General features: G+C 70.3%; 23 protein-coding genes and 1 pseudogene. 13 read left to right on the top strand and 11 right to left on the bottom strand.

Annotated elements, in window-relative coordinates:
• The first annotated feature begins 34 nt into the window (after positions 1 to 34).
• The 3 genes from BKN37_RS10405 to BKN37_RS10395 are packed head-to-tail and all read left to right on the top strand — an operon-like array spanning position 35 to position 3668.
• Positions 35 to 1747: a DEAD/DEAH box helicase gene (locus tag BKN37_RS10405; RefSeq protein ID WP_071025208.1), complete on the top strand. Its 1713-nt coding sequence runs from the start codon at positions 35 to 37 to the stop codon at positions 1745 to 1747.
• The gene (locus tag BKN37_RS10400; RefSeq protein WP_071025206.1) at positions 1744 to 2913 is read left to right on the top strand and encodes an acyltransferase family protein; all 1170 of its coding nucleotides are present in this window, start codon (positions 1744 to 1746) and stop codon (positions 2911 to 2913) included. The genes BKN37_RS10405 and BKN37_RS10400 overlap by 4 nt, the downstream gene beginning before the upstream one ends.
• A 38-nt stretch (positions 2914 to 2951) precedes the next feature.
• On the top strand, positions 2952 to 3668 hold the full coding sequence (locus BKN37_RS10395; RefSeq protein ID WP_071025204.1) for a siderophore-interacting protein: 717 nt from the start codon (positions 2952 to 2954) through the stop codon (positions 3666 to 3668).
• On the opposite strand, the gene BKN37_RS10390 is transcribed toward BKN37_RS10395, so the two are convergent.
• The 3 genes from BKN37_RS10390 to BKN37_RS10380 all read right to left on the bottom strand — a co-directional run bounded on the left by BKN37_RS10390 (position 3653) and on the right by BKN37_RS10380 (position 7051).
• Positions 3653 to 4255, bottom strand: coding sequence for a TetR/AcrR family transcriptional regulator (locus BKN37_RS10390; RefSeq protein WP_071025202.1), 603 nt, complete (start codon positions 4253 to 4255; stop codon positions 3653 to 3655). The two genes, BKN37_RS10395 and BKN37_RS10390, sit on opposite strands and share 16 nt — an antisense overlap.
• On the bottom strand, positions 4255 to 5487 hold the full coding sequence (locus BKN37_RS10385; RefSeq protein ID WP_071025200.1) for a cytochrome P450: 1233 nt from the start codon (positions 5485 to 5487) through the stop codon (positions 4255 to 4257). The genes BKN37_RS10390 and BKN37_RS10385 overlap by 1 nt, the downstream gene beginning before the upstream one ends.
• A gap of 244 nt (positions 5488 to 5731) precedes the next feature.
• On the bottom strand, positions 5732 to 7051 hold the full coding sequence (locus tag BKN37_RS10380; RefSeq protein WP_083341708.1) for an FAD-binding oxidoreductase: 1320 nt from the start codon (positions 7049 to 7051) through the stop codon (positions 5732 to 5734).
• A 192-nt stretch (positions 7052 to 7243) separates the two neighbouring features.
• Here BKN37_RS10380 and BKN37_RS10375 point away from each other — a divergent pair, with 192 nt between their 5' ends.
• Together BKN37_RS10375 and BKN37_RS10370 are read left to right on the top strand one after the other, a co-directional pair.
• Positions 7244 to 8059, top strand: a complete 816-nt coding sequence (locus BKN37_RS10375) for a uracil-DNA glycosylase (protein WP_165618317.1) — start codon at positions 7244 to 7246, stop codon at positions 8057 to 8059.
• A gap of 41 nt (positions 8060 to 8100) precedes the next feature.
• Complete coding sequence (locus BKN37_RS10370; protein ID WP_071025226.1) at positions 8101 to 9138, top strand: LLM class flavin-dependent oxidoreductase; 1038 nt, start codon at positions 8101 to 8103, stop codon at positions 9136 to 9138.
• Here the strand turns inward: BKN37_RS10370 and BKN37_RS10365 are convergent.
• Genes BKN37_RS10365 through BKN37_RS10355 form a run of 3 tightly spaced genes read right to left on the bottom strand, consistent with a single transcriptional unit; the run spans position 9135 to position 10516 of the window.
• Positions 9135 to 9584: a nitroreductase family deazaflavin-dependent oxidoreductase gene (locus BKN37_RS10365; RefSeq protein ID WP_071025193.1), complete on the bottom strand. Its 450-nt coding sequence runs from the start codon at positions 9582 to 9584 to the stop codon at positions 9135 to 9137. The two genes, BKN37_RS10370 and BKN37_RS10365, sit on opposite strands and share 4 nt — an antisense overlap.
• Before the next feature lie 5 nt (positions 9585 to 9589).
• Positions 9590 to 10024, bottom strand: coding sequence for an HIT family protein (locus BKN37_RS10360; protein ID WP_071025190.1), 435 nt, complete (start codon positions 10022 to 10024; stop codon positions 9590 to 9592).
• Between the two features lie 24 nt (positions 10025 to 10048).
• Positions 10049 to 10516, bottom strand: a complete 468-nt coding sequence (locus BKN37_RS10355; RefSeq protein ID WP_071025188.1) for a VOC family protein — start codon at positions 10514 to 10516, stop codon at positions 10049 to 10051.
• Positions 10517 to 10543: 27 nt separating this feature from the next.
• Here BKN37_RS10355 and BKN37_RS10350 point away from each other — a divergent pair, with 27 nt between their 5' ends.
• Entirely contained in the window at positions 10544 to 11374 is an 831-nt protein-coding gene (locus BKN37_RS10350) for a helix-turn-helix domain-containing protein (RefSeq protein ID WP_071025186.1), read from the top strand.
• Here BKN37_RS10350 and BKN37_RS10345 read toward each other — a convergent pair.
• The gene (locus tag BKN37_RS10345; protein ID WP_071025183.1) at positions 11371 to 12537 is read right to left on the bottom strand and encodes a MalY/PatB family protein; all 1167 of its coding nucleotides are present in this window, start codon (positions 12535 to 12537) and stop codon (positions 11371 to 11373) included. The genes BKN37_RS10350 and BKN37_RS10345 overlap by 4 nt on opposite strands.
• Before the next feature lie 74 nt (positions 12538 to 12611).
• Here BKN37_RS10345 and BKN37_RS10340 point away from each other — a divergent pair, with 74 nt between their 5' ends.
• Positions 12612 to 13196, top strand: a complete 585-nt coding sequence (locus BKN37_RS10340) for a PepSY domain-containing protein (RefSeq protein ID WP_071025181.1) — start codon at positions 12612 to 12614, stop codon at positions 13194 to 13196.
• On the opposite strand, the gene BKN37_RS10335 is transcribed toward BKN37_RS10340, so the two are convergent.
• Positions 13183 to 13677 (bottom strand): DNA-deoxyinosine glycosylase, encoded by a 495-nt coding sequence (locus BKN37_RS10335; protein ID WP_071025179.1) that lies wholly within the window; start codon positions 13675 to 13677, stop codon positions 13183 to 13185. The two genes, BKN37_RS10340 and BKN37_RS10335, sit on opposite strands and share 14 nt — an antisense overlap.
• Positions 13678 to 13716: 39 nt before the next feature.
• On the opposite strand from BKN37_RS10335, the gene BKN37_RS10330 reads away from it, so the two are divergent.
• Together BKN37_RS10330 and BKN37_RS10325 are read left to right on the top strand one after the other, a co-directional pair.
• The gene (locus BKN37_RS10330; protein ID WP_071025176.1) at positions 13717 to 14832 is read left to right on the top strand and encodes an adenylate/guanylate cyclase domain-containing protein; all 1116 of its coding nucleotides are present in this window, start codon (positions 13717 to 13719) and stop codon (positions 14830 to 14832) included.
• A gap of 258 nt (positions 14833 to 15090) precedes the next feature.
• A complete protein-coding gene (locus tag BKN37_RS10325) occupies positions 15091 to 15651 on the top strand; it encodes a hypothetical protein (protein ID WP_071025174.1) in 561 nt (186 codons plus the stop codon).
• A gap of 64 nt (positions 15652 to 15715) precedes the next feature.
• Here BKN37_RS10325 and BKN37_RS10320 read toward each other — a convergent pair.
• Together BKN37_RS10320 and BKN37_RS10315 are read right to left on the bottom strand one after the other, a co-directional pair.
• A pseudogene (locus tag BKN37_RS10320) lies at positions 15716 to 17586 on the bottom strand (ABC transporter ATP-binding protein).
• Between the two features lie 24 nt (positions 17587 to 17610).
• Positions 17611 to 19356 carry an ABC transporter ATP-binding protein gene (locus BKN37_RS10315; RefSeq protein WP_071025222.1) on the bottom strand — a complete coding sequence of 582 codons (1746 nt, stop codon included), beginning with the start codon at positions 19354 to 19356 and terminating at the stop codon, positions 17611 to 17613.
• Between the two features lie 166 nt (positions 19357 to 19522).
• On the opposite strand from BKN37_RS10315, the gene BKN37_RS10310 reads away from it, so the two are divergent.
• Positions 19523 to 20068, top strand: coding sequence for a DUF3558 domain-containing protein (locus tag BKN37_RS10310; protein ID WP_071025220.1), 546 nt, complete (start codon positions 19523 to 19525; stop codon positions 20066 to 20068).
• On the top strand, positions 20065 to 20622 hold the full coding sequence (locus BKN37_RS10305; protein ID WP_071025169.1) for a DUF3558 domain-containing protein: 558 nt from the start codon (positions 20065 to 20067) through the stop codon (positions 20620 to 20622). The genes BKN37_RS10310 and BKN37_RS10305 overlap by 4 nt, the downstream gene beginning before the upstream one ends.
• Positions 20623 to 20782: 160 nt before the next feature.
• On the opposite strand, the gene BKN37_RS10300 is transcribed toward BKN37_RS10305, so the two are convergent.
• Positions 20783 to 21289, bottom strand: coding sequence for a SixA phosphatase family protein (locus BKN37_RS10300; protein ID WP_071025167.1), 507 nt, complete (start codon positions 21287 to 21289; stop codon positions 20783 to 20785).
• 272 nt (positions 21290 to 21561) lie between these two features.
• On the opposite strand from BKN37_RS10300, the gene BKN37_RS10295 reads away from it, so the two are divergent.
• The gene (locus BKN37_RS10295; protein WP_071025165.1) at positions 21562 to 22710 is read left to right on the top strand and encodes a metallophosphoesterase family protein; all 1149 of its coding nucleotides are present in this window, start codon (positions 21562 to 21564) and stop codon (positions 22708 to 22710) included.
• The coding region (locus BKN37_RS10290; RefSeq protein ID WP_131823560.1) for an AAA family ATPase at positions 22707 to 23534 on the top strand (828 nt) is incomplete at its 3' end. The genes BKN37_RS10295 and BKN37_RS10290, both read left to right, overlap by 4 nt.

Here is a 23534-nt window from a genome sequence, read left to right as displayed (position 1 = left end):
CCGACGGCGGATAAGCCGATAGACTCCATCTGCCATGACCTCCCCAGATACCCCCGCCTCGACGTCCCCGGCGACGTTTGCCGACCTGCAGATTCACCCAGCGGTGCTGCGGGCCGTCGCCGACGTCGGCTACGAGATCCCCTCGGCCATTCAGGCGGCCACCATCCCGGCGCTGCTGGAGGGCTCCGACGTGGTGGGTTTGGCGCAGACCGGCACCGGCAAGACCGCCGCGTTCGCGATCCCGATCCTGTCCAAAATCGACACCGACAGCAAAGCCACCCAGGCGTTGGTGCTGGCGCCCACCCGGGAGCTGGCCCTGCAGGTCGCCGAGGCGTTCGGTCGCTACGGCGCGCACCTGCCGCAGGTCAACGTGCTGCCGATCTACGGCGGCTCGTCCTACGGGGTGCAGCTGGCCGGGCTCCGGCGCGGCGCGCAGGTGGTGGTCGGCACCCCCGGACGGGTCATCGACCACCTGGAACGGGGCACCTTGGACCTGTCCCGGATGGACTACCTGGTGCTCGACGAGGCCGACGAGATGCTGCAGATGGGGTTCGCCGAGGACGTCGAACGGATCCTGGCCGACACCCCGGAGTACAAGCAGGTGGCGCTGTTCTCGGCGACCATGCCGCCGGCGATCCGCAAGATCACCACCAAATACCTGCACGACCCCGTCGAAGTCACCGTCAAAGCGAAAACCACCACCGCGGAGAACATTTCGCAGCGCTACTTGGAGGTCGCCGGCCCCCGCAAGATGGATGCGCTGACCCGGCTGCTGGAGGTGGAGCCGTTCGAGGCGATGATCGTGTTCGTCCGCACCAAGCAGGCCACCGAGGAGGTCGCCGAACGGCTGCGGTCCCGCGGGTTTTCCGCCGCCGCCATCAACGGCGACATCCCGCAGGCGCAGCGGGAACGCACCATCACCGCGCTCAAAGAGGGCAACCTGGACATCCTGGTCGCCACCGACGTGGCCGCCCGCGGGCTGGACGTGGAACGCATCTCGCATGTGCTCAACTACGACATCCCCAACGACACCGAGTCCTACGTGCACCGGATCGGGCGCACCGGCCGGGCCGGGCGCTCGGGCACCGCGCTGCTGTTCGTCTCGCCGCGGGAACGGCACCTGCTCAAGGCGATCGAGAAGGCGACCCGGCAAAAGCTCACCGAGATCGAGTTGCCCACCGTCGAGCACGTCAACGCCCAGCGGGTGGCGAAGTTTCGGGATTCCATCACCGACACCCTCGGCGCCCCCGGGATCGACCTGTTCCGCAGTCTGGTCGAGGACTACGGGCGTGAACACGACGTGCCGATGGCCGATATCGCCGCGGCGCTGGCGCTGCAGTCCCGCGACGGCGAACAGTTCCTGATGGTGGAACCGCCGCCGGACAAGCGGCGAGAAGCCCGCGACCGGGCCGACCGGCCGGCGCGCAAAGCGGGCCCCAAGGGCGTGCCCAAAGACGGTTTCGCCACCTACCGCATCGACGTCGGCAAGCGGCACAAGGCCAGCCCGGGCGCGATCGTCGGCGCCATCGCCAACGAGGGCGGGCTGCACCGCAGCGACTTCGGCCACATCACCATCCGACCCGACTTCTCGCTGGTGGAGCTGCCGGCCAAGCTGCCGCGCCAGACCGTCAAGGCGTTGGAGCGCACCCGCATCTCCGGGGTGCTGATCAACCTGCAGCCCGACCGGTCGCCGGGCAAACCCCGTCGCCGCACCGAGGGCGCGCCGCGCCGGAAACCTGCGGGATGACCCTGTCCCGCAGCGAGACCGCCCAGGGCGGACTCGAGCAGGTCGCCACCGTCGACCGGGTCGCCTCGCTCACCGGCATCCGCGCCGTCGCGGCGATCCTGGTGGTGGCCACCCACGCCGCCTACACCACCGGCAAGTACACCCACGGCTACGTCGGGCTGGTCTGGTCGCGGATGGAGATCGGCGTCCCGATCTTCTTTGTGCTGTCCGGTTTCCTGCTGTTTCGGCCGTGGGTGAAAGCGGCCGCGGCCGGCGGGGCGGCGCCGTCGGTGAGCCGCTACGCCTGGCACCGGGTGCGGCGCATCATGCCGGCCTACGTCGTCACCGTGCTGGGGGCCTACCTGCTGTACCACTTCTTCGCGCAGTCCCTGGCGTCCGGCTACAACCCCGGCCACACCTGGATCGGGTTGTTGCGCAACCTCACCTTGACCCAGATCTACGCCGACCACTACGTCTACGGCGGCTACCTGCACCAGGGGCTGACCCAGATGTGGAGCCTGGCGGTGGAGGTCGCGTTCTATGTGGCGCTGCCGGTGCTGGCGTATCTGCTGCTGGTGGTGCTGTGCCAGCGCGCCTGGCGGCCCGGGCTGCTGTTGGCCGGGTTGGCCGGGCTGGTCGCGATCACCCCGGCGTGGCTGGTGGTGGCGCACACCGTGTCCTGGCTGCCGTACGCGGCGCGGTTGTGGCTGCCCAGCTACCTGGCCTGGTTCGTGGTCGGGATGATGCTGGCGGTGCTGCAGGCGATGGGGGCGCGCTGCTATGCGTTCGCCGCGCTGCCGCTGGCGGTGGTCAGCTACTTCATCGTGGCCACCCCGATCGCCGGGGCGCCGACGACGTCGCCGACCGGGCTCAGTGAGGCGCTGGTCAAAGCCGGGTTTTACGCGGCGATCGCCGGGCTGCTGGTGGCGCCGCTGGCGCTGGGCAACCGCGGCTGGTATCCGCGGCTGCTGGCCAGCAAGCCGATGGTGTGGCTGGGCGAGATCTCCTACGAGATCTTCCTGATCCACCTGGTGCTGATGAACGTCGCGCTGGTCAAGGTGGTGCGCTACCCGGTTTACACCGGCTCGATGCTGGTGCTGTTCGTGGTGACGCTGGCGCTGACGATCCCGTTGTCGTGGCTGCTGCATCGCTTCACCCGGGTACGCCCCCAACCCCTAGCTGGATAGGTTAGCCTGCCCTAAATCAGCAACGAAGGGTGGGCGGGATGGCGGATCAGGCGGGGTCACGGGGCTGGCAGGGCGCGGTACTGAAACTGCTGGGCGCCGGGGATTATCGGCTCACCGTGACTGGTCGGCGGGAAATCAGCCCGCACTATCTGCGGTTGAGCTTCCAGGCCGGCGGGATGCTCGGCGCGCGTGCGCTGCATCCGACGATGTGGGTCCGAATGTGGTTCGCGGACGGGCGCCGTCGGCATCAACGCGGCTACACCCTGGTCGACCCCGACCCGGCCACCGACACCGTCGACGTCGAATTCGCGCTGCATGACGGCCTCGCGTCGGCGTGGGCGCGGGCGGCGCAACCCGGGGACACCATTGCGGCGACGGTGCTGGGCGGCAGCTTTGCCCTTCCCGAGCCGCGCCCGGCCGGCTACGTCATCGTCGGCGACACCGCGTCGCTGCCGGCGATCAACTCGCTGCTCGGCGCGATCGGGGACGCGCCGGCCACGGTGTTCCTGGAGGCCGCATACGACGGCGACACCGATCTGCCGGTCGCCCGCAGCGCCGGCGTCACCTGGGTGCAGCGCCGCGATGCCGGCGAGGCGTTGGTGGCGGCGGTGCGGTCAGCGGCCTTTGACGGCGGCGGGCACTTCGGCTGGGTGGCCTGCGATTCCCGCACCACCCGCGCGGCGGCGCGCGTTTTGCGGGACGACTTCGGGATCCCGCGCAAATCCATTAAGGCCCAAGCCTATTGGGTGGCGTGACGGGGTCGCGCTGCGGGCACCACCACCGGCAGCACGAACTCCTGCAGCATCGCCTGCTCGTCGGCGGCGTCGCGGCCGGGAAAGTTCAGCAGCGAGGTCATCACCCGCACCACCCAGCGGGCGCGACGTTCGACGTCCGCCGGCGCCTGGTCGCCGTCGGGTTCCAGCGACGCCACGAAGCCGCCCACCATGGCGGTGATCACCGCGGAACGGTCGGCCATCTCCGCGCCGATCGGCGGCCCGGTGGTGGCGAACCACGACGCCAACGCCGGGTTTTGCCGCACCAGGGCCAGCGCTTGCACGATGCCGGTGAGCAGCCGCTGCTGCGGGTCGGTGACGTCGGCCAGGCGTGCGGTCATCTGGTGATAGAGCGCCCGGGCTTCCCGGTGCACGTAGGCGGTGTACAGCGCGTCGCGGTTCTCGAAGTACCGGTACAGCGTCGCGCGCGAACACCCCGCCGCCCGCGCGATCTCGAGCATGCCGACCGCGCCGGGATCGTGTTCGGTGAACAACTCGCCGGCCGCGTCCAGGATGCGTTCGGCGGCCACTTCGCCGCGCCGGTCGGCCAGCCAGTCGGTGCCCGCCATCAGCGACTCCGGAACGGGACCGACAGCGGGCGTCGCACATAGCTGCCGCCGGCCCAGATGACACCGGACAGGTCCACCTCGAAATCCGGGCAGCGGGCCAGCAACTCGGTCAGCGCCACCCGGGCCTGCATCCGCGCGGCCGCCGCACCCAGGCAGTGGTGGGCGCCGTGGCTGAAGGTCAGGATGCTGCTCGGTCGCCGGGTCACGTCCAGCTCGGCGGCGTCCGGGCCGTACTGGCGTTCGTCGCGGTTGCCCGACCCGTACAGCAGCAGCACCTTGCGGCCGGCCGGGATGGTGGTGTCGCCGATCATCACCTCGCGGGTGGTGGTGCGGCACAGGCCCTGCACCGGCGAGGTCAGCCGCAGCAGCTCGTCGACGGCGTCGCGGATCAGGCCGGGATCCTCAATCAGTAGCCGCCGCTGGTCGGGCCGTTGGTGCAGCAATTGCACCGAGCCGCCCAGCATTCCGGTGGTGGTGTCGTTGCCGCCGGTGACCATGGTGAAGGTGAACGCCAGGATCGACAACAGCCCGGCGATGTCGCCGTCGGCGCCCAGCCCGGCCGCCACCAGATGCGACACGGTGTCGTCGGCGGGTTCGGCGCGGCGCCGCTCGATCAGGCCGGTGAAGTAGGTCATCATCGACGCGACGGCGTCACCGGCGGTCTCGGCGGCGGCCGCGAAACCGCCCTCGGCGGTGTTGGCCGCCACGATCGCCTCGGTCCAGCCGTCGAACTGGGCGCGGTCCTCCTCGGGCACCCCGAGATAGTGGGCGACGACCATCGACGGCAGCGGTTTGAACAGCTCGGCGACGATGTCGCCGCCGCCGTTGGCGCGCAACCGTTCGATGCGCTGCACGACGAACTCGCGCACCGCGGGCTCGACCGCCTCCACCTGGCGCGGGGTGAAACCGCGGGCCACCAGTTTGCGGAATTCGGTGTGCACCGGCGGGTCGGTCATCACCATCGGCGGGTTGTCGGCCAGGCCGATGAGTTCCAGCTCGCCGTAGTTGACGGTCAGGCCCTGGGCGGAGGAAAAGGTTTCGTGGTCGCGGGCGGCCGCCCAGATGTCGGCGTGCCGGGACAGCACGTAGTAGTCCTGGTCGGGTCGGCCGTCGGGCACCACGTGGTGCACCGGGTCGTGGTCGCGCAGCGCGGCGTACATCGGCCACGGGTTCGGCCAGGTCGCCGCGTTGCAGAGCTCGAAACGCGCCTCGTGAGACACAGATGCTGTCATGTCTCATGAATACGACATAGCCGCTCTTGTGTCAATGCTCGTTTCGAGCCTTGGGCCGTCGAGTCTGCGCTCAGGGTGTCGAGTCTGCGTTCAGGGTGTCGACCCTGCGTTCAGGGTGTCGACCCTGCGTTCAGGGTGTCGACCCTGCGCTCAGGCCGGGATTCCGAGCGGCAACTGGGCCTCACCGCAGACTCGGCGCCAGGGATTCAGGCTCGGTGCCCTCACCGCAGACTCGGCGTGCCGACTAGAAGGCCGCGCCGGGGTTGAGGATGCCGGCCGGGTCGAGCGCGGCCTTGATCCGCTGGTTGAGCGCCAGCGCGTCGGGCCCGATCTGCCCGGCCAGCCACGGCCGCTTCAACCGCCCGACCCCGTGCTCGCCGGTGATGGTGCCACCCAACGCCACGGCCAGCTCCATGATTTCGCCGAACGCGAGCTCGGCGCGCTGAGTCATCGCCGCGTCGGCGGGGTCGTAGACGATCAGCGGGTGGGTGTTGCCGTCGCCGGCGTGCGCGATCACCGAAATGGTCAGGTCGCGGTCGGCGGCGATCCGCTCGATCCCGGTGATCAGCTCCGCCAGCGCCGGCAGCGGCACCCCGACGTCTTCCAGCAGCAGCGAGCCGGTGGCTTCCACTGCCGGGATGCAGAACCGCCGGGCGGCGACGAACGCTTCGCTCTCGTCGGGGTCGTCGGTGGAGAAGACCTCCTTGGCGCCGTGTTCGGTGAACACCGCCGCCATCAGCTCGGCGTCCTCGGCGCCGGCCCGGCCGCGCTCGTCGGAGCCGCCCAGCACCATGGCGGCGGCCTCGCGGTCCAGCCCCATCCGGAAGTGGTCCTCGACGGCGTTGATCGCCGCCGCGTCCATGAACTCCAGCATCGCCGGGCGAATCCGGGAGGTGACACCCAGCACCGCGTCGGCGGCGGCCCGCACCGAATCGAAGGTGGCCACCACCACGCTGGAGGTGTGCTGGGCCGGCAGCAGCCGCAGTGTCACCTCGGTGACCACGCCCAGGGTGCCTTCGCTGCCGACGAACAGCTTGGTCAGCGACAGCCCCGCGACATCCTTGAGCCGCGGACCACCCAACCGCACGGCGGTGCCGTCGGCCAGCACCACCTGCAGGCCCAGCACGTAGTCGGTGGTCACCCCGTACTTCACGCAGCACAGCCCGCCGGCGTTGGTGGCGATATTGCCGCCGATGCTGCAGATCTCAAACGACGACGGATCCGGCGGATACCACAGCCCGTGTTCGGCGACCGCCTGCTTGACCTCGGCGTTGAGCAGGCCGGGCTGGCACACCGCGGTGCGGGTGACCGGGTCGACGGTGATGTCGCGCATCTTCTCGGTCGACAACACGATGCCATCGTCAAGCGCGGTGGCGCCGCCGGACAGCCCGGTGCCCGCCCCGCGCGGCACCACCGGTACCCCGTGCCGGCTGGCCCAGCGCAGCACCGCCTGCACCTCTTCGGTGCGCCGTGGACGCACCACGGCCAGAGGTTTTCCGGCGGCCGGGTCAACCGCGCGGTCTTGCCGGTAGCCCTCGGTGATCGCCGGGTCGGTGACGACCATGCCATCGGGTAGGGCGGCGATCAGCTCATCGAGCGCTTGGGCAACCACACAGCGATCCTACGGGGCCGGGTTGCTGCTGAGATCGACGTCCAGATTGACCCATAGCCCCCAGAATCGGGGGTTTGCGCCGTATGGACGTCGATTTCAGCAGCCACCGCCGGTACGGCGACCGGTCCACGGCACGATGGAGGCGTGTTTCCCCATCCGCGCACCGGAACGCCGTTCGACTCCCCGGTGCCGCCCGGATCCGGGTGGCCCGGGGATCCGGCCACCCCGCACACGGCGGTGGCCGCCGACGCCGCGCAGGTAGCGCGGCTCGCCGAGCAGGCGGGTTCGATCCCCGAACTCGACGCCGAGATCAGCGTGTGCCGGGCCTGTCCCCGGCTGGTGGCCTGGCGGGAGGAGGTCGCGGTGGTCAAGCGCCGCGCCTTCGCCGACCAGCCGTACTGGGGGCGGCCGGTGCCGAGCTGGGGATCGCCGCGACCGCGGCTGCTGATCGTCGGGTTGGCGCCGGCCGCGCACGGCGCCAACCGCACCGGCCGGATGTTCACCGGCGACCGGTCCGGCGACCAGCTGTACGCCGCCTTGCACCGCGCCGGGCTGGCCAGCCAGGCCACCAGCGTGGACGCCGCAGACGGGTTGCGGGCCAACCAGGTTCGCATCGTCGCCCCGGTGCGCTGTGCGCCCCCGGCCAACGCGCCGACCCCGGCCGAGCGCGCCACTTGCGCACCCTGGCTCGACGCCGAGTGGCGGCTGGTCGCCGAGCATGTGCGGGCGATCGTCGCCCTGGGCGGATTCGCCTGGCAGGTGGTGCTGCGGCTGCTGGCCGACCAGGTCGGCAGGCCCAAGCCGCGCTTCGGGCACGGCGCGGTTGCGGAGTTGGCGTCGGGGGTGCGGCTGCTGGGCTGCTTTCACCCCAGCCAGCAGAACATGTTCACCGGCCGGCTGACCCCGGCCATGCTCGACCAGGTTTTCCTCGCCGCGCGCACGGCGGCCGGCATCCGCTGACCGCGGGAAGGTTCGCCCGGCCGCCGGCGTTGCAACCCGACGTGCGTCTTTCTGTGCTCGACCTCGTCCCGGTGCGGACCGACCAGACCACCGCCGATGCGCTGGCGGCCACGGTGCGGCTGGCACAGACCGCTGACCGGCTCGGCTTCACCCGGTTTTGGGTCGCCGAACACCACAACATGCCCTCGGTCGGCGCGACCAGCCCGCCGGTGCTGCTGGCCTACCTGGCCGCCCAGACCACCCAGCTGCGGCTCGGGTCGGGCGGGGTGATGCTGCCCAACCACGCGCCGCTGGCGGTGGCCGAACAGTTCGCGTTGTTGGAGGCCGCGGCGCCGGGCCGCATCGACCTGGGCATCGGGCGGGCACCGGGATCCGACCCGGTGACCTCGGTCATGCTGCGCGGCGCGGCCGGCCGCGACGATCGCGACATCGAGAACTTCCCCGAGTACCTCGACCACGTGCGGGCGATGATGAGCGCCCGCGGGGTACCGGTACAACTGCGCGACGGCGACTACCTGCTCAAGGCCACCCCCGCCGCGGCCAGCGAACCGCGGCTGTGGCTGCTGGGGTCGTCGCTGTATTCGGCGCGGCTGGCCGCGGCCAAGGGGCTGCCCTACGTGTTCGCGCACCACTTCTCCGGGAAGGGCACCGAGGAGGCGTTGGCGACCTACCGGTCGACGTTCGTGCCCGGCCCGCTGTGCCCCGAGCCGACGACGTTTTTGACGGTGAACGCGGCCGTCGCCGAAACCCGCGAGGAGGCCGCGGCGCTGATGCTGCCCAACCTGCAGATGATGGCCCGGCTGCGCACCGGGCAGCCGTTGGGTCCGCTCGACCTCGTCGAAGACGCCCAGGGTGCCCAGCTGAGCCCGGCCGAACAGCACATCGTCGAGGCCGGCCTGCACCGCGCGGTGCTGGGCGCACCGGCGCAAGCCGCCGAGCAGGTGCGGGCGCTGGCCGACCGGTTCGACGTCGACGAGGTGATGATCAACCCGGTCGCCTCGGCCCGCCGCGGCACCGACCCGGCGGTCGCCCCGGGCCGGGAACGCACCCTGGAACTGCTGGCCAAAGAACTGTTCTAGCGCCGGGTCAACACCACCACCGGGATCGGCCGCGACGTCCGGCGCTGGTAGGCCTCGTAGCGGTTGGCATTGTTGTCGTTGACCACCCGCCACAGCCGCGCATAATCCGGGTCGTCGGGCAGCAGCGGCTTCGCGGTCACCGCGAATCGCTGTGGCCCGACATTGATCTCGACGTCGGGCTGGGCCTTCAGGTTGTGATACCAGCCCGGCGATCGGGGGTCGCCGCCCTTGGACGCGACGATCAGATACGCGTCCCCGTCGCGGGCGTAGGTCAACGAGGTGGTGCGCGCCTTGCCGGTCTTGGCGCCGGTGGTGTGCAGCAGCAGGCTCGGCGGGACGCCCGGTATCCGGTGCCCGATCCGCCCGTTGGTGCGTTGATAGATGGCGTCGTGCAGGCGCAGCAGCGGCACCGCAACCTGCTGCTCGACCCAGCGGGGTATGTCCATGGCTGTCAGTCTTGTGCAGCGGCGTCCAATTGCGCCAGCGCATCCCGCAAGATCCGCCCGGTGCCCTCCCGGTCGGGATCGCGGCGCCACACCATGCCCTTGGCGACCGACAACTTGTCGCCGGTGCGCCGGGGCAGCACGTGCAGATGGATATGAAACACGGTCTGGAAGGCGGCGCGGCCGTCATTGATCGCGATATTGGTGGCGTCGGCCAACTCGGTGGCGCGGGCCGCCTGGGCGATCCGCTGCCCGACCGCCAGCATGCCGGCCAGCGTCTCCGGCGCGGTGTCGGTCAGGTCGACGGTGTGGCGTTTGGGCACCACCAACGTGTGCCCGCGGGTGAACGGCCGGATGTCGAGGAACGCCAGGTAGTCGTCGTCCTCACAGATGCGGATGGCGGGGGCGTCCCCGGCCACGATCGCACAGAACACGCAGGACATACCGCCCACGGTATCCCGCCCGATTCAGACGTTCTGACCTGCCCACTCCGCCAGGCGCCGGTCTCGCTCCGCGGGGGCGACGTCTTCGACGCGGGTCATCACCGTCCAGCGTTGTCCGAACGGATCGAGGAGCGACGCGAACCGGTCCCCGGTGACGAAGGTCTGCGGGTGCTCACGGATCGTGGCACCGGCGGCTTCGGCGTGAGCGACCACCGCGTCGACGTCGGGGCAGTACAGCGCGACGGAGTGGGTGACCACGCCGCCGGTCGCCGGCGCCGCGAGCTGGTAGGCGGGTTGCGGATCGGACAGTTGCAGTCGGCCGTGGCCGAAGTCGAGTTCGGCGTGCGCGACGGTGCCGCCCGGCCCGTCCATCCGCTCGACGAGTTCGGCGCCGAACACCGAGGTATAGAACTCGATCGCCGCGGTGGCGCCCTCGATGCACAGGAACGGAGTGAGGCTGGTGTAGCCCGGCGGAATCGGATGAACGGTCATGGCGCCCAGTTTCGTAGGGTTATCCCGGTGCAGGCTTGGAAAAACACGACAGCCGGCCCGCAGCTCGGCGTGGTGGGCCGTGCCGCGTCGGCGCCGGTGTTTGACCTGACCCGCTGGGCCCCGTCGCCGACGGCCGGTGAGTTCGTCGAGCACTTCTGGTCGGTCAGCTGGAATCTGGCCGGCCGCGAACCCTACGACAGCACCGTGATCACCTTTCCCGCCGTGCATCTCACCCGCGAGTGGGGAAGCGACGGATCCCGGCACGGCCATCGGCTGCCCGCGACGCTGGTGCACGGCGTGGTCGAACGCGTTTTCCGCACCACGATCCGGGGCCAGGGCGTGGTGGTGGGTGCCCGGTTCCGGCCGGGCGGTTTCACGGCCAGGTTCGGCCGCGACGCCGGCGCGCTCACCGGTCTGGTGCTGCGCGCCGACGACGAACTATTGGGTGCGCCACCACTTTTCGACGGCGATGCGGAGCAGGTGCGGACGCAACTCGACGATGCCATCGCCGCGGGCGCCGGGGAATCCGATCCGACCTACCGGGCGCTGACCACCTTGGTCGACCGGATCCGCGACGACGACCGGTTGCTGCGGGTCGAGCAGGTGATGCGGCATTCGCCGTGGAGCGTGCGCACCACGCAGCGGGTGTTCCGCCGCTACGTCGGGGTGCCGGTTAAATGGGTGTTGTGCCGCTACCGGCTCCAGCAGGCCGCCCTGCAGATCGAGACGCACCCCGACGTGGACTTCGCTGACTTGGCGGTGCGTGCCGGCTGGTACGACCAGGCGCACTTCATCAACGACTTCCGCTCGCTGCTCGGGTGCACGCCGGGCGAATACGCGGCCCGCTACGGCGGCTAACCCGAGTTCAGCGCGGCGGCGATCGCCTCGATGGCCCGGTCCAGGATGGCGCGGGGGGTTGCGAAGTTGAACCGGGCAAACCCGCGACCGACCGTGGCGCCGAACGGGATGCCCGGGCTCAGCGCCACCTTGGCCTTGGTCAACAGATACTCCGCCGGTTCGGCGGGCAAATCGAGCGCCCGAAAATCCACCCAGGACATGTAGGTGGCCTCCGGGGCGTTGACTTCGAGCCCGGGCACCGCGCGCGGCAGGGTCGCCGCCAGGTGGTCGCGGTTGGCCCGCAGGTAGGGCAGCAGTTCGTCGAGCCACGGCGCGCCGCGGGTGTAGGCGGCGATGTTGGCCCGGATCCCGACGGTGGCGGTGCCCATCTTGTGCAGCATGTTGATCCGGTCCCAGTCGGCGCGGTCGCGCTCGTTGGTCAACACGACCTGCGCGCACATCAGCCCCGGCAGATTCCAACCCTTGGACGCCGACAGCAGGGTGACCACGGTGTCGGCGGCGGTGTCGGACACCGAGGCCGCCGCGACGTGGCGCCGGTCGTAGATCAGCGGGGCGTGAATTTCGTCGGCGAGCACCCGGGCGCCGTAGCGGGCCGCGATGTCGATGATCGCGCGCAGCTCCTCGGCGGTGTAGGCGGTGCCCAGCGGATTGTTCGGGTTGCACAGGATCAGCGATCCGGCCCCGCCGGCGAACGCCGCCTCCAGGGCGTCCAGGTCCAGTACGTAGCGGCCCGAATCCTGCCGCGGTGTTGCGATCTCCACCCGCTGGCGGCCGGTGATCTGCAGCACGTCGAAGAACGGCATATAGGCGGGAACCGGCAACACCACCGGGCTCTCGGGGCGGGTCAGGAAATTGATGACGACCTCGAGTCCCTTGAGGACGTCGGGCACCACCCGGACCGATTCGGGCGGCACCGGCCAGCCGTAGCGGGTCGCACACCAGTCGGCGGTGGCGCGCGGCAGCACGTTCTCGCCGAACGGCGGGTAGCCGAATTCCTCGTTGGCCACGCACTCGCGCACCCCGTCGAGCACCGCGGGCGCGGTGGGAAAGTCCATTTCGGCGATCCACAGCGGCAGCACGTCGGCCCCGAAGTAGTTCCACTTGATCGTCCGGCGATCGCGGAGCTGCTGCTCGGTCAGCCGGTCAAAGGCGCTGTCGCTCATACCAGCATTGTGGGCCCTGGCCGCGGCGGGGGAGTTGCTAGCCTGGCAGCCCGACAGGAAAGGTGGAAAGACGTATGCGGGTGGTTCGGGTGATCAACGTGCTGGGGGCAGCGGCCGTCGTGGCGGCGCTGACCGCATGCGGGGGCGGCGGCCCAACGCCCCACCCGGCCACCTCCCGCACCACCTCGTCGAGCGCGGCGACATCGAGCACCAGTGCGTCCGCCAAGCCGACGGCGTCCAGCGCCGACAACGGCCACCTGCTGCAGGCCGGCGAGACCGCGTTGGGCACGGTGCCCGACAGCACGGTGGTGTCCATCGAGACCGACAACCTCGACACCCAGTGGGAGGTGGAGGTCGTCACCGCCGACGGCACCAAGCAGGAAGTCAAGGTGTCCGCCGACGGCAGCGAGGTCACCGACGGTCCCCACAAGAAGTTCGGCAGCAAGACCAAGCACCGCGAGCTGGTGGACGCCGCCAAGCTGGACTACCGCCAAGCCGTCGACAAGGTGACGCAGGCCGTCCCCGGCCGGATCACCGAATTGGACCTGGACACCGAAGACGGCGTCACGGTGTGGGAGGCCGACGTCCACGACTCCGGCGACGCCAAGCACGAGGTGAGCATCGACGCCGGGTCCGGTGACGTCGTCAGCCAGCACTGAGCAGCCGCCAGGCGTCTAGCTTGTCGGCCAGCGCCATGGCCCGCGCCGGGCTGGTCGACGGCAGCTGCACACAGGGCAGGGGGCGCGCCATCTCGACCCGCCGCCGGAATATCTGCGCGGCCGCGCTGCCGTTGAAATACACCCGCTCGATGCCCGGATAGCGGGCGAACAGCGCCGCAAAGTCGTTGGCCACCATGCTGTTCGGGTCGATCTTCGCATCCGCGCTGCCCACCCGCCGACACGCGCGCAGCACATCCCATAACGCGACGCCGTGCGACCGCAGCGCGGCCAGCCGGGTGTCGTAGGGCGCGGCGGGGTCGAAATCCCACAGGGCGCCGGTGATGCGCCAGAACGCATTTCGGGGATTGCCGTAGTACTGCCGGGTGGCCAGGGATTGGACACTGGGAAACGAGCCGAGAATCAACCGCCGGGCGCGGTCGTCGACGACCGGCGGGAACCCCTCCAGCAGCGGTGTAGCCATCGCCACCCATGATGCCCGGCGGCGGTATACGTTGGCGACGTGGCCGACCCCGACATCGAAGCCCTGCTCGACGGCCTGACCGGCGCCGCCCGCGCCGAGCGCGCCGAGCTGATCGCCTGGCTGCTCGACCAGGGCATCACCGCCGAGCAGATCCGTGCCGCGCCGACCCCGATCCTGCTGGCGTCGCGGCGCATCATCGGCGACGACGGCAGCTACGTGTCGGCGCGGGAGATCAGCGACCGCTACGGCGTCGACCTGGACCTGCTGCAGCGGGTGCAACGCGCCATCGGGCTGGCTCAGGTGGACGACCCCGACGCCGCCGTGCACCTGCGCGCCGACGGCGAGGCCGCCGCGCACGCCCAGAAATTTCTCGCCCTCGGGTTGGACCCCGACCACATGGTGCAGGTCGTTCGCGTACTCGCCGAAGGGCTTTCGCACGCCGCGGAGGTGATGCGCTACACCGCGCTGGCCAGCATCCTGCAGCCCGGCGCCACCGAGCTGCAGGTCGCCCAAGCCTCCCAGGAGCTGATCAGCCAGGTCGCCCCGCTGCTGGGGCCCTGGATCGAGGACATGCTGTTCATGCACCTGCGCCATCAGATGGAAACCGAAGCCGTCACCGCCAGCGAACGGGCCGCCGGCGCCGCGCTGCCGGGCGCCCGGGAGGTCAGCGTCGCGTTCGCCGACCTGGTCGGGTTCACCCGGCTCGGTGAGGTGGTGCCGCCCGAGGACCTCGAGCAGCTCGCCACCCGGCTGGCCGACCGCGCCCGCGATGTGGCGGCCCCGCCGGTGCGGTTCATCAAGACGATCGGCGACGCGGTGATGTTCGTCAGCACCAAACCGGCGCCGCTGCTCGACGCCGTGCTGAAGCTGGTCGAAACCACCGATTCCGACCGTGACTTCCCGCGGCTGCGGGCCGGGGTCGCCGCCGGCCCGGCGGTCAGCCGCGCCGGCGACTGGTTCGGCAGCCCGGTGAATCTGGCCAGCCGGGTGACCGGGGCGGCCCGCCCGGGTGCGCTACTGGTCGCCGAATCGGTGCGGCAGGCGCTCGGCGACAACGCCGGCTTCAGTTGGTCGTTCGCCGGTGCGCGTCACCTCAAGGGCATCAAAGATGAGGTCAAACTGTTCCGGGTTCGACGCGGCGCCGGATCCGACTGAGCGGTAACCCCCCGACACAATAAGGCAGGCCCGGCTGACATTTGGGGGCGTCTCCACATATCCTGCGCGGCCGGCTTGTCACCCCTTTTACCGGCTCTTTGGATCGGTCATGTCCGGGCCTGCTTCGCGCTTCAACTTACACCTGTCCGCGCGGGGTAGCAACGGTTTTCGTGCACCCGAACCGGGCCACCCCGGGGCGGATTTTTCGCCCTTGGCGAACCCCTCGCCTTCGGCGTTTAACAGTGTAATCATGTAATCATGAAACGACATTATGTGCACGGCGGGCGGCGCGGCCGCCCCGGGGGCTGGCAGCAAGCAGACCAGCCCGACGCCGGTGACGCCGCGGACTGGTTCGCCGGGCGGCTGCCGGAGAGTTGGTTCGACGGTGCCCCCGAGGTGGTCGTCGACCGCGAGGAAATCACCGTGATCGGCCGGCTGCCCGACTCCGAGGGCGCCGACGAAACCCCGGCGCACGCCGCCGGCCGGGTGTCCCGGTTCCGGGAGGAAACCCGACCCGAACGGATGGCGATCGCCGACGAGGCGCAGGACCGCTACGACCGCAAGGTGTCCTGGGGCGTCGAGGTCGGTGACGAGCGAGTCCTGTTCACCCACATCGCGGTCCCGGTCATGACCCGGTTGAAGCAGCCCGAGCGCCAGGTGCTCGACACCCTGGTCGACGCGGGGGTGGCCCGATCGCGGTCGGACGCCCTGGCCTGGTCGGTCAAGCTGGTCGGCGAGCACACCCAGGAGTGGCTGGCCAAACTGCGCGAGGCGATGGCCGACGTCGACGACCTGCGGGCGCAGGGCCCCGACCTTTAGCGGGACGGGCGTTGACTCTGCGCCTAGGGCGCGAAAGTGCGAGTGAGGTTCGGTCAGCGCAGAGTCAACGCGACGCCATCGCGTAGTAGGCGCCGCGGCGGGCCAGCAACTCGGCGTGGTTGCCGTATTCCACGATCCGGCCCTGCTCCAGCACCAGGATGTGGTCGGCGTCGCGGATGGTCGAAAGACGGTGGGCGATAATGAAACTGGTGCGGTCGCGACGAAGCTCAGCGATCGCATGCTGAATCAGCAGTTCGGTTCGGGTGTCCACCGAGCTGGTCGCCTCGTCGAGAATGAGCAGCCGCGGGCGGGCCAGGAACGCCCGAGCGATGGTGATCAGCTGCTTCTCGCCGGCGCTGAGATTGCCGCCGGCGTCGCTGATCCGGGTCTGGTAGCCGTCCGGCAGGGTGTGCACGAACCGGTCCACGTGGGCGGCCCGGGCGGCGGCCACCACCTCGTCCTCGCTGGCCGACGGCCGCCCGTAGCGGATGTTCTCGGCGATCGTGCCGCCGAACAGCCAGGTGTCCTGTAGCACCATGCCGATCCGGGACCGCAGCGAGTGTCGGCTCATGCCGGTGATGTCGACGTCGTCGACCAGGATCCGTCCGGAGTCCACGTCGTAGAACCGCAGCAGCAGATTGACCAGGGTGGTCTTGCCCGCCCCGGTGGGCCCGACGATCGCGACCGTGCTGCCCGGTTCCACCACCAGGGACAGATCCTCGATGACCGGGGTGCCGGGACGGTAGCCGAAGTGCACCCGCTCAAACTCCACCCGGCTGGCCTGCCGGTCAGCGGGGAGCACCGCCGGCTCCGGATCGGCCGGTTCCTCCGGCTCGTCCAGCAGCTCGAAAACCCGTTCGGCGCTGGCCATTCCCGATTGCAGCGTGTTGTACATGGCGGCCAGGTGGGTCAACGGCTGGTTGAACTGGCGCACGTAGGCGATGAACGCCTGGACGCTGCCCAGCGTGATCTGCCCGGTCGCCACCTGCAGCCCGCCCACCACGGCGACCGCGACGTAGCTGAGGTTGCCCAGCACCATCGTGGCCGGCGACACCAAGCCGGAGAAGAACTGGGCGCCCACACTGGCCCGATAGACGTCGTCGTTGAGTTCGCCGAACCGCTGCTGTGCCCACTCCCTGTGACCGAAGGTCCGCACCAGCGCGAAACCGCTGTAGGTCTCCTCGATGTGGGCGTTGAGGTGCCCGGTGGCCGTCCACTGCGCGGCGAACAGCCGCTGCGAGCGCCGCACGATCGCCCGGGTGGTCAGCAACAGCAGCGGCACCGTCAGCACGGTGATCCCGGCCAGCAGCGGTGAGATCGACACCATCATCGCCAGCACCGCCACCACGGTCAGCGTGGTCGTCACCAGCTGGCTGATCGTCATCGAGATCGAACTCTGCATATTGTCGATGTCGTTGGTGACCCGGCTGAGCAGCTCGCCGCGCTGCCGGCCGTCGAAGTAGGACAGCGGAAGCCGGTGCAGCTTGTCCTCGACGTCGGCGCGCAAGGCCCGCATGGTGCGCTGCACGGTGAGGTTGAGCAGCCGGGCTTGCAGCCACACCAGCAGCGCGGCAACGAGATACAGGCCCAATGCCAGCGCCAGGGTGCGCCCGACGGCGGCGAAGTCCACGCCCTGCCCCGGCACCAGGTTCATCCCGGAGAGCAGCTCGGCGAAGGTGGTGTCGCCGCGGGCGCGGGCGGCGGCCACGGCCTGGTCCTTGCTGATCCCGGCCGGCAGTTGGCGACCGATCACCCCGTTGAACAGCAGGTCGGTGGCGTGGCCCAGGATCCGCGGTCCGGCCACCCCGATCGCGATACCGCCCACCGACAGCGCCGTCACCGCGACCACCAAACCGCGTTGCGGGGTAAGACGTTTCATCAGCCGCACCGCGGTGCCGGGGAAATCCCGGGACCGGCCCGCGGGGGCGGCGACACGCAGCGGCGGACGCACGGGCCCGGTCACGACACACCCCCCACCCCGGCCCCCACCGACTGCGAGTCGACGAATTCGGCGTAGGCGGGGCAGTCCACCAGCAGCGCGTCGTGGGTGCCGATACCGGCCACCGTCCCTTCGTCGAGGACCACCACCTGGTCGGCGTGGGCGATGGGCGCGATCCGCTGCGCGACGATGACGACGGTGGCGTCCGCCGCGATCCGCGCCAGCGCGGCGCGCACGGCGGCGTCGGTGTGCACATCCAGCGCGGAGAACGCGTCGTCGAACAGGTAGATCGCCGGGCGGCGGATGACCGCGCGGGCGATCGCCAGCCGCTGGCGCTGCCCGCCGGAGAAGTTGACGCCGCCCTGGGCGACCCGCATCGCCAGGCCGTCGCGGTGCGCGGCCACGAAGTCGTCGGCGGCCGCCACCTGCAGCGCCTCCCACATCTCGGCGTCGGTGGCGTCACGTTTGCCGTAGCGCAGGTTGTCGGCCACCGTGCCGGAGAACAGGTAGCCGCCCTGGGGGACCAGCCCCAGCGTCGACCACAGCCGCTCGGGGTCGTAGTCCCGCACATCGACACCGTCGATCAGCACCGCGCCGGCGCTGGCGTCGTGCAGCCGGCTGATCAGCGACACCAGCGTCGATTTCCCCGCACCGGTGCTGCCGACGATGGCGGTGGTGCTGCCGGGCCGCGCGGTCAGCGAGACGTCGTGCAGCACCGGCTGTTCGGCGCCGGGGTAGCGGAACGCGACGCGGTCCAGTTCGATGACGCCGGTCACGCCGCCCGGCGGGAACCGCGGGGTCGCCGGGGCGCCGATCGCGGGCCGGGTGGCCAGCACGTCGGTGATCCGTTCGGCGCACACCGAGGCGCGCGGCAGGATGGACAGCAGCATGGTCGCCATCAGCACCGCCATCAGGATCTGCATGAAATACGACAGGAAGGCGACCAGCGAACCGATCTGCATCTGGCCGGCATCGATGCGCCGCCCGCCGAACCAGATCAGCGCGACCGACGAGCAGTTGATGGTCAGGGTGGTGGCCGGCAACATCAGCGCTTGCCAGTTGCCGGCGGTCAGCGCGGTGTCCGACAGGGCACGGTTGGCCTGGTCGAACCGGTCGCGTTCGAACGGTTCGCGGGCGAACGCCCGGACCACCCGGACCCCGGACAGCTGGTCGCGCAGCACCCGGTTGACGTTGTCGATCAGCCGCTGCATGCGGCGAAACAGCGGCAGCATCCGGGCGATGATCGCGTAGTTGGCCACGGCCAGCACCGGCACGGCGATCAGCAGCAGCCAGGACAGGCCGGCGTCCTGGTGCACGGCCATCACGATGCCGCCGACGCTCATGATCGGCGCGGTGACCAGCACCGTGCAGGTCATCTGCACCAGCACCTGGATTTGGCGGACGTCGTTGGTGGTGCGGGTCAGCAGCGACGGCGCGCCGAAGCGGGCGGTCTCGGGTTCGGAGAAGGTCAGGACCCGGCCGAACATCGCCGCGCGCAGGTCGCGGCCGAACCCCATCCCGGTACGGGACCCGAAGTAGACCGCGCCCACCGCGCACACCGCCTGCAGCGCGGTGACCGCCAGCATCAGTGCGCCCAGCGCGACGATGACCCGGATGTTGCCCTTGGCGACGCCGTCGTCGATGACGGTGGCGTTCACGGTCGGCAGGTATAGCGAGGCCAGGGTGCTGATCAGCTGCAGCGTCATGACCGCCGCGACCAGCCGTCGATACGGCCGGACGTAGCGCCGCAGCAGGGCCACCAGCATCTGGTAACTGTCGCACAAGCCGGTGGCGGTCCGGGGTCGACCGGGGGCCCGCGACGCGACGCAAAGTGACTGGTCACCCGGCACGCCGTGGTTAGCCGCGCCGGGCGGACGCTACAGTGCATCGTGTGACGAGCAGTAGGTGCGCATAGCGGTGCAGTCCAAATTGATGCCGCTGGCCCGCGCGGCGGCCGGCACGGCGGCGGTGATCGCGCTGGTCGCCGGGTGCAGCGATTCGAGCGGCTCGAATGACGGGCCGGCGGTGCCGTCGACCGCCGCGCCCAACGCCGAAGGCAAGCACGGGCCGTTCTTCCCGCAGTGCGGCGGGGTCAGCGATCAGACCGTCACCGAACTGACCAAGGTGACCGGGCTGGTCAACACCGCGCAGAACTCGGTGGGCTGCCAGTGGCTGGCCGGCGGCGGGATTTTGGGCCCGCACTTTTCCTTCTCCTGGTACCGCGGCAGCCCGATCGGGCGGGAACGCAAGACCGAGGAGCTGTCCCGCACCAGCGTCGAAGACATCAACATCGAGGGCCACGGCGGGTTCATCGCGATCGGCACCCAGGCGTCGTTGGGGGACAGCCTGTGCGAGGTGGGTATTCAGTTCGACGACGACTTCATCGAGTGGTCGGTCAGCTTCGCCCAGAAGCCGTTCCCCGATCCGTGCGAGGTGGCCAAGGAACTGACCCGACAATCGATTGTGAACGCGAAATGAGCCCGTCGGTGCGTATCCGGGTCGGCGCGGTGGTCGCGGCGGCGCTGACCCTGCTGGCCGCGCTGACCGGCTGTTCGAAGTCGGTGGGTGGCACGCCGGTCAAGGTGGGGTCCGGCGACGTCCCGCGCAACGACAACTCCCAGCAGATGTATCCGAACCTGCTCAAGGAGTGCGAGGTGTTGACCACCGACATCCTCGCCAAGACCGTCGGGGCCGACCCGCTGGACATCCAGAGCACGTTCGTCGGCGCCATCTGCCGCTGGCAGGCGGCCAACCCGGCCGGGCTGATCGACATCACCCGGTTCTGGTTTGAGCAGGGCAGCCTGGCCAACGAACGCAAGGTCGCCGAGGGCCTGAAGTACCAGATCGAGAGCCGGTTGATCGAGGGCATCGACTCGATCGTGATGCGCCCCAACGACCCCAACGGGTCGTGCGGGGTGGCCAGCGACGCCGCCGGGGTGGTCGGCTGGTGGGTGAACCCGCAGACCGCCGGCATCGACGCCTGCGAGCAGGCCATCAAGCTGATGGAGTTGACGCTGGCGCGCAACTTCTAGGTCGGCTGTGGTGCGCCTCGGCTGCCACAGGCGTACCTTTGCCCCCTCGGGTCGCGGGCGTCCCTGGCCGAAGGATGCACCTGTGCGGCAAACGGATATCGCCTGCGCTACTACGCGGCCCAAAGCGCGTCGGTGAATTCGCCGTCTCGGGTTCACCGCTTTAGCGCGGTACGTGGAAGTCGACCAGCGCCGCGCCGCCGAGTTCGAGCCGTTCCCACCGGCACGGCACCCGCAACACCGCCATCGCCGAGGTGGGGAACTTGACCGCAATGCTTTCGGTGGCAGCGGTGTTGGTGCCCTCGGCGCCGGTCAGGCCGAGCGCCGTCTGGGACATCGCCGGTTCGTGACCGATGACCAGCAAGGTGGCGACCTCATCGGCGACGGTGTTGATCTCAGCGATGACGGCGCCCGGGACGGCGTCGTAGAGGCGCTCCAGGTAGCGCACCGGCGCGCCGATGGTGGTGCGCGCCAAGGTCTGTCGGGTGCGGGTCGCGGTCGAACAGAGCACCTGGTCGATGGCCGGCAGATTCGCGCGCAGCCACTCGCCGGCCAGCCCGGCTTCTCGGATACCACGCGGTGCCAGCGGCCGGTCGCGGTCGGCGACGCCATCCGGATACGTCGACTTCGCGTGGCGCAGCAGCACCAGGGTGCGGGGGTGATCGCTCACGGGTCCTACGTTAGGGCAGCACCGGGCAGTCAAGCCGTCGAGCACTTGCGTGATGTCGTATGTGATATCCGATTCCAGCAGATGTGCACCGTCCTCCCAGAGACGTGTGCGACTGATGAGGCAAGTGAGGCGCCAGTGTGGTAGCCCGGCGCCCACCGCCGCTCCGGTCGGCGGACCTGCCGACGCGGGTCCGCGGACTTGTCGGACCCCGGCCATACACTCGCGATGCCGGCCCCGAGCCGGGCACAGGCGAGACGGAAAAGGGGAGTGACATGCGGTTTGTGCACACCGCCGACTGGCAGCTCGGCATGACCCGTCACTTCCTGGCCGGCGACGCTCAGCCGCGGTACTCGGCGGCCCGCCGCGACGCGGTGGCCGGGCTGGGGGCGCTGGCCGCGCAGACCGGCGCGGAATTCGTCGTCGTCGCCGGCGACGTGTTCGAACACAACCAGCTCGCCCCGGCGGTGATCAGCCAGTCCCTGGAAGCCATGCGCACCATCGGGATTCCGGTCTATCTGCTGCCGGGCAATCACGACCCGCTGGACGGGTCATCGGTCTACACCGGTGCCCTGTTCACCGCCGAATGCCCCGACAACGTCGTGGTGTTGGACCGGCCCGGCGTGCACCCCCTGCGGCCGGGCGTGGAACTCGTCGCCGCGCCGTGGCACTCCAAGGCGCCCACCGCCGATCTGGTCGCGCCGGTGCTGGACGGGCTGCCCGCCGACGGCACCACCCGGATCCTGATCGCCCACGGCGGCGTCGACGTGCTGGACCCCGACCCGGGCAAACCGTCGCTGATCCGGCTGGCCGCGGTCCAGGACGCGCTGGCCCGCGGCGCCCTGCACTATGTTGCGTTGGGCGACAAGCATTCCCGCACCCAGGTCGGCGCCACCGGGCGGGTCTGGTACTCCGGCGCACCGGAAGTCACCAACTTCGACGACATCGAAGCCGACTCCGGCCACGTGCTTCTCGTCGACCTCGACGAGACGAACCGCACGGTCAGCGTCGACGCCCGCCACGTCGGCCGGTGGCGGTTCCTGACCCTGCACCGCCAGGTCGACACCAGCCGCGACGTCGCCGACCTGGACATCAACCTCGACCAGCTGCCCGACAAGGACCGCACCGTGGTGCGGCTGGCGCTGACCGGCACCCTGAGCGTCACCGACCGCACCGCCCTGGACGCCTGCCTGGACAAGTACGCGCGGCTGTTCGCCTGGCTGGGCACCTGGGACCGGCACACCGAGCTGGCGGTGCTGCCCGCCGACGGCGAGTTCGACGAGCTGGGTATCGGCGGGTTCGCCGCCGCCGCGGTCGAGGAATTGGTCGCCACCGCGCGCGCCGGAGACACCGCCACCGCCGACGACGCTCAGGCGGCGCTGGGGCTGCTGCTCCGGCTCACCAGTGACCGGGGTGCGGCATGAAACTGCACCGGCTGGTCTTGTCCAACTACCGCGGCATCGCGCACCGGGAGATCGCCTTCCCCGACCACGGGGTGGTGGTGGTGTGCGGCGACAACGAGATCGGCAAATCCTCGATGATCGAGGCGCTGGATCTGCTGCTGGAATCCAAGGACCGCTCCACCAAGAAGGACGTCAAGCAGGTCAAACCCACCCACGCCGACGTCGGCTCCGAGGTCACCGCCGAAATCAGCACCGGCCCTTACCGGTTCGTCTATCACAAGCGGTTCCACAAGAAGGCCGAGACGCAGTTGACGGTGCTGGCCCCGCGCCGGGAGCAGCTGACCGGCGATGAGGCGCACGACCGGGTGCGGGCGATGCTGGCCGAGACCATGGACACCGACCTGTGGCGCGCCCAGCGGGTGTTGCAGGCGGCCTCGACCGCGGCGGTCGACCTGTCCGGCTGCGACGCGCTGTCCCGCGCGTTGGACGTGGCCGCCGGGGACGCCGCCACCTCCGGCGGCACCGAGCCGGTGCTCATCGAACGCATCGACGCCGAATACGGGCGCTATTTCACCCCGACCGGGCGGCCCACCGGGGACTGGGCGGCCGCCATCGCCGCCCTGAACGACGCCGAGGACGAGGTCGCGCGGTGCGCGGCCGCGCTCGCCGAGGTCGACGACCGGGTGCGTCGGCACGCCGAGCTGACCGCGCTGCTCGCCGAGTTGGCCGCCGACCAGGACGCTGCCGAGGTCCGGCACGCCGCCGCGCGGACCGCGGCCGACGCGATCGCCGAACTCACCGAGCAACGGCGCGAAGCGCAGTTGATCGCGACCGCGGCCGACGCC

Source organism: Mycobacterium talmoniae, assembly GCF_001854525.1.
Classification (GTDB): Bacteria; Actinomycetota; Actinomycetes; order Mycobacteriales; family Mycobacteriaceae; genus Mycobacterium; species Mycobacterium talmoniae.
This window is presented reverse-complemented; position numbering and strand designations above follow the sequence as displayed.

Excerpts from the sequence above, each read along its gene's own strand:
- BKN37_RS10405 (WP_071025208.1), top strand. The coding sequence starts at position 35 with ATGACCTCCCCAGATACCCCCGCCTCGACGTCCCCGGCGACGTTTGCC.
- BKN37_RS10400 (WP_071025206.1), top strand. The coding sequence starts at position 1,744 with ATGACCCTGTCCCGCAGCGAGACCGCCCAGGGCGGACTCGAGCAGGTC.
- BKN37_RS10395 (WP_071025204.1), top strand. The coding sequence starts at position 2,952 with ATGGCGGATCAGGCGGGGTCACGGGGCTGGCAGGGCGCGGTACTGAAA.
- BKN37_RS10390 (WP_071025202.1), bottom strand. The coding sequence starts at position 4,255 with ATGGCGGGCACCGACTGGCTGGCCGACCGGCGCGGCGAAGTGGCCGCC.
- BKN37_RS10385 (WP_071025200.1), bottom strand. The coding sequence starts at position 5,487 with ATGACAGCATCTGTGTCTCACGAGGCGCGTTTCGAGCTCTGCAACGCG.
- BKN37_RS10380 (WP_083341708.1), bottom strand. The coding sequence starts at position 7,051 with ATGGTCGTCACCGACCCGGCGATCACCGAGGGCTACCGGCAAGACCGC.
- BKN37_RS10365 (WP_071025193.1), bottom strand. The coding sequence starts at position 9,584 with ATGGACATACCCCGCTGGGTCGAGCAGCAGGTTGCGGTGCCGCTGCTG.
- BKN37_RS10360 (WP_071025190.1), bottom strand. The coding sequence starts at position 10,024 with ATGTCCTGCGTGTTCTGTGCGATCGTGGCCGGGGACGCCCCCGCCATC.
- BKN37_RS10355 (WP_071025188.1), bottom strand. The coding sequence starts at position 10,516 with ATGACCGTTCATCCGATTCCGCCGGGCTACACCAGCCTCACTCCGTTC.
- BKN37_RS10345 (WP_071025183.1), bottom strand. The coding sequence starts at position 12,537 with ATGAGCGACAGCGCCTTTGACCGGCTGACCGAGCAGCAGCTCCGCGAT.
- BKN37_RS10340 (WP_071025181.1), top strand. The coding sequence starts at position 12,612 with ATGCGGGTGGTTCGGGTGATCAACGTGCTGGGGGCAGCGGCCGTCGTG.
- BKN37_RS10335 (WP_071025179.1), bottom strand. The coding sequence starts at position 13,677 with ATGGCTACACCGCTGCTGGAGGGGTTCCCGCCGGTCGTCGACGACCGC.
- BKN37_RS10325 (WP_071025174.1), top strand. The coding sequence starts at position 15,091 with ATGAAACGACATTATGTGCACGGCGGGCGGCGCGGCCGCCCCGGGGGC.
- BKN37_RS10315 (WP_071025222.1), bottom strand. The coding sequence starts at position 19,356 with ATGCTGGTGGCCCTGCTGCGGCGCTACGTCCGGCCGTATCGACGGCTG.
- BKN37_RS10310 (WP_071025220.1), top strand. The coding sequence starts at position 19,523 with ATGCCGCTGGCCCGCGCGGCGGCCGGCACGGCGGCGGTGATCGCGCTG.
- BKN37_RS10305 (WP_071025169.1), top strand. The coding sequence starts at position 20,065 with ATGAGCCCGTCGGTGCGTATCCGGGTCGGCGCGGTGGTCGCGGCGGCG.
- BKN37_RS10295 (WP_071025165.1), top strand. The coding sequence starts at position 21,562 with ATGCGGTTTGTGCACACCGCCGACTGGCAGCTCGGCATGACCCGTCAC.